Genomic DNA, 3,678 nt, shown 5'->3' with positions numbered 1-3,678 from the left:
TTGCAACCTCAAGCTATTACTTACTGTGAACCATGGCAACTTGATAAACTGGCTCAAACTAAAAATTCTCAACAGGTTGTGGGTTTAATAAAAGCTGAAAAACAGCCCATAATTAAAAAGGATTTTCTCCTTTATTTCGATAGTATCTCCGAACCAGGAAATCTGGGGACAATATTCAGAACTGCATTAGGATTGGGTGTGGATGGCATTATCACTTCACCGGGATGCTGTGAGTTATTCAATCCCAAAGCGGTCAGGGCTTCTATGGGTGCTATATTAACACTGCCTTCCGAGGAGCATGATCATGAATGGTTGTATGATCAACCAGGAAAGATACTGGTTACTTGCCTGGAAAATTCCCAGCCCATTACTTCTTTTAAATCTATTCCTAAACCCAGCATTTTGGTTATTGGTTCAGAAGCTCATGGTATTGATCCAGAGATTATTGTCAAAGCTGATCTGAAGCTGAATATTCCCATGTCAAATGCGATGGAATCGCTAAATGCGGCTGTAGCTGCGGGTATAATTATTTATTATCTGACTGCGAATGAAAATTCTTGATACTAAAGGACTGCTCTGGCTGGCGCCCTTAGCAGGTCTAACGGATTCTCCCTTCCGCACGATATGTAAAAAGTGGGGAGCAGATATCGTGGTCAGTGAAATGGTCAGTGCTGATGGTCTTAAATATTCTTATAATCAAACAATTCCCTATGCCAGATTCACAGAAATTCAGCGACCTGCCGGTATCCAGATATTTGGCTCAAATCCTGTTGTTATGCAGGAAGGAGCAGAATTGATAGCTCGAATATCACCCGATTTTATCGATATAAATATGGGTTGCCCTGTTAAGAAAGTAATAAAACGTGGAGCTGGAAGTGCACTAATGCGCAATCCTGAACTGGCTGCCAATATCGTAAAATCAGTTAAACAGGTTTGTGACAGCTATAATCTACCATTAACAGTTAAAATCCGTTCTGGTTGGGATGTGCAGTCTCGCAATGCAGTCGATTTTGCTTTAATATTGCAGGATGCTGGAGCTGACCTGATCATTATTCATCCTCGCACACGAAGCCAGCAATATGCCGGCAAAAGTGACTGGGATATAATCACTCAAATAAAAGAAACCCTGGATATTCCCGTAATCGGTAATGGTGATATTATGACCCCAGAAGATGCTTTGACAATGGTTAAGAAAACTAAATGTGATGGAATAATGATCGGCAGGGCAAGTATCGGCAAGCCCTGGATATTCAAGCAGATCAAGTTATTGCGTGAAACTGGAAAGCTCTGGACACCCACACCAGATGAGATCATCGCCACTATCAGAGAACATTATGAACTTGTTATTGCAGAAAAAGGTGAAAGGATTGCTCTCATGGAGATGCGCACGCACCTTTCTGCTTACACAAAAGGCTATCGGGATTCTGCCAAAGTACGGGCATATATTAATCAATCCCTGGATATAGAATCACTGCTTAAAATGATCGAAGATCTTATTATGACGGTTCAATATAAGTAATTGATTTCATTGCGGGTTTTCAATTTTTGGGGAATTGACATTTTCCCTGAAAGGGATAAACTACCTTGAGTTTGGATATTTTACAAATTCTATATTTTTTCAACTCTTATAATGTTGTTAAGCCAAACCTTAATATATGTTTAATGTCTGTAATATAATAACTTACCCCTCTCATTAACCACCAAATTCATTTGTTGGTCAACGAGAGCTTACAGAAAGTAGTGGCTTCAGCTACTTCCCACAAATCTAATTTTGTTATACAATAATGGATATTCTCGTAATGATATGAATTATATAGAGAAGTCACTGAAGTGACTACACTATCGTATGTACATAAATACCACCAACTGGAGTTGGTGGTTAATAAGATGGACCCGTAAATGTCTAAACTCCAGATATTTTAATCCCTTTCAGGGATAAAGTACCCTTAAAGATTGAACAGTTTCCGATGAATTTGTAAATTAGGCAAATAAATAATTTGACAATTAAAACCCTTCAACGATTATATTAATATGGATGAGAAAAAAGAGTTGCTGATACAAGCCAGGTATGAGGAGAAAAGAAACTGGTTGAAAGCTCGAAAACTATTGAGTGAAGGACTTAAAAAGCGTCCTGATTCTGCTGAACTGGCATTAGAACTGGCGAAATTGTATTCAAAAAAGAAGCAGTATAGGCGAGCAATAAGTGTGTGCCAGAATACATTGCTATACACAGATAATGAGGAGCTTCTAATTACCATAGCTAATTGTTTTCTGAGCATGAGAGAATATCATGTAGCAGTTAGTTATTATAAAAGGATCAAGCGAAAAAGTCCAGAGCTCTTCTATAATAGAGCTGTGGCATTAGCAAGGACCAAGCAATTTGATGAAGCTGTAAAATATGCCAGGAAGGTGCTGGATTATGATGTAAAATCTGCTGTTCCGCACATATTACTGGGAGAGCTTTATTTCAATAAAAAAGAATTCAATACAGCAGTGAAATGCTGTAATCAGGCAGAGGCGATCGGCGGGCTTAGCAGTGAGATATGTTTTTTACGAGGCATGTGCTGGCTTGCGCAGCAGAATTATTTAAAAGCATATTGGGATTTTCATAAGGGAGAGATATTTAAAATGAAAAATCCCGAATATTATCGTAGTTATGGTATAGTCTGCGAGGGGATTGGGAAAACAGACAAGGCAATAGAGCTTTTGCAAAAGGCAATAAGTATCGCGCCAGAAAGACCTGGAGCGTATTTGGAATTGATCAGAGTATATTTATTGCATAATATGCTGGATGCGGCAGGAGAATTACTGCAAGCAGCGAGAAGTTCATTACCGGAAGATTTTCCTTTGGCTATGATGTATAATAGAATTATTGACCGATTAACAGAGGGTCATCAATAAGGCTAAAAATCCCTTGAGGAGGAAGAATGAAAGCTAATAAAGCGTTTTTTATTGCTATATTTATAATATTTATAGTCTCATTTTTGCAGGCAGAAGACCTGCTGATCAGAATTTCAACACCTGACAAGAAGGTCACTAACTGGTTAAATATTAATCAGTTATCTGATAGAATAACCTATAATCGGGAATACATGGAAATTATGGCAAATCAGGAGATCATCGATTACCTGGCATTAAATCAGGTGGAATACAGCGTGATCAAAACCGAGTCTGATCTGATCCGTGATCTGGAGAATTACCGTTCTTATGATGAGATGTATGAAGATCTTGTGAATTTCACTGAAACATATCCAGAAATCACAAGTCTTACTTCATTAGGACCTTCTATGTGTCATCAGTATTATCTGGATGGAAACGATAATTATGTTGATTTTCAGCATGAAATCTGGTGTTTGAAAGTTTCAGATAATCCAGAAGTGGAAGAAGATGAGCCTAATGTGTATTTTTCCAGTTTGATCCATGCGCGGGAAACAATCAGTCTGGAAGTGGTAATGACCTTTATGGAGGAATTCTTTGCGGATTACGGAACTGATCCTGAGATCACGGAATTTATCACAAATAATCAAATCTGGTTTGTTCCTTTGATCAATCCCGATGGTTATAAAGTTGTACATGATGAGCTTCATTTATATCATCGCAAAAATATGCGGGATAATAATGAAAATGGAGAACCTGATTATAGTACAACTGATGGTGTGGATATGAATCGTAATTTTG

The 3,678-nt window shown here is 38.1% G+C and carries 4 protein-coding genes; all 4 read left to right on the top strand.

Features of this window, described 5'->3' with window-relative positions; translation table 11 throughout:
* Positions 1-561 (top strand): RNA methyltransferase (locus tag RAO94_00260; GenBank protein MDP8320759.1); only part of this gene is annotated, 561 nt, incomplete at its 5' end.
* Positions 548-1,519: a tRNA dihydrouridine synthase DusB gene (gene dusB / locus RAO94_00255; protein ID MDP8320758.1), complete on the top strand. Its 972-nt coding sequence runs from the start codon at positions 548-550 to the stop codon at positions 1,517-1,519. The genes RAO94_00260 and dusB, both read left to right, overlap by 14 nt.
* A 512-nt stretch (positions 1,520-2,031) precedes the next feature.
* The gene (locus RAO94_00250; GenBank protein MDP8320757.1) at positions 2,032-2,901 is read left to right on the top strand and encodes a tetratricopeptide repeat protein; all 870 of its coding nucleotides are present in this window, start codon (positions 2,032-2,034) and stop codon (positions 2,899-2,901) included.
* A gap of 26 nt (positions 2,902-2,927) precedes the next feature.
* On the top strand, positions 2,928-3,678 hold a 751-nt coding region (locus RAO94_00245), incomplete at its 3' end, for a M14 family zinc carboxypeptidase (GenBank protein ID MDP8320756.1).

This window comes from Candidatus Stygibacter australis (assembly GCA_030765845.1).
Lineage (GTDB): Bacteria > Cloacimonadota > Cloacimonadia > Cloacimonadales > TCS61 > Stygibacter > Stygibacter australis.
Note: the sequence above shows the minus strand (reverse complement) of the source record. Positions and strands in the feature narration are given on the sequence as shown.

Excerpts from the sequence above, each read along its gene's own strand:
- dusB (MDP8320758.1), top strand. The coding sequence starts at position 548 with ATGAAAATTCTTGATACTAAAGGACTGCTCTGGCTGGCGCCCTTAGCA.
- RAO94_00250 (MDP8320757.1), top strand. The coding sequence starts at position 2,032 with ATGGATGAGAAAAAAGAGTTGCTGATACAAGCCAGGTATGAGGAGAAA.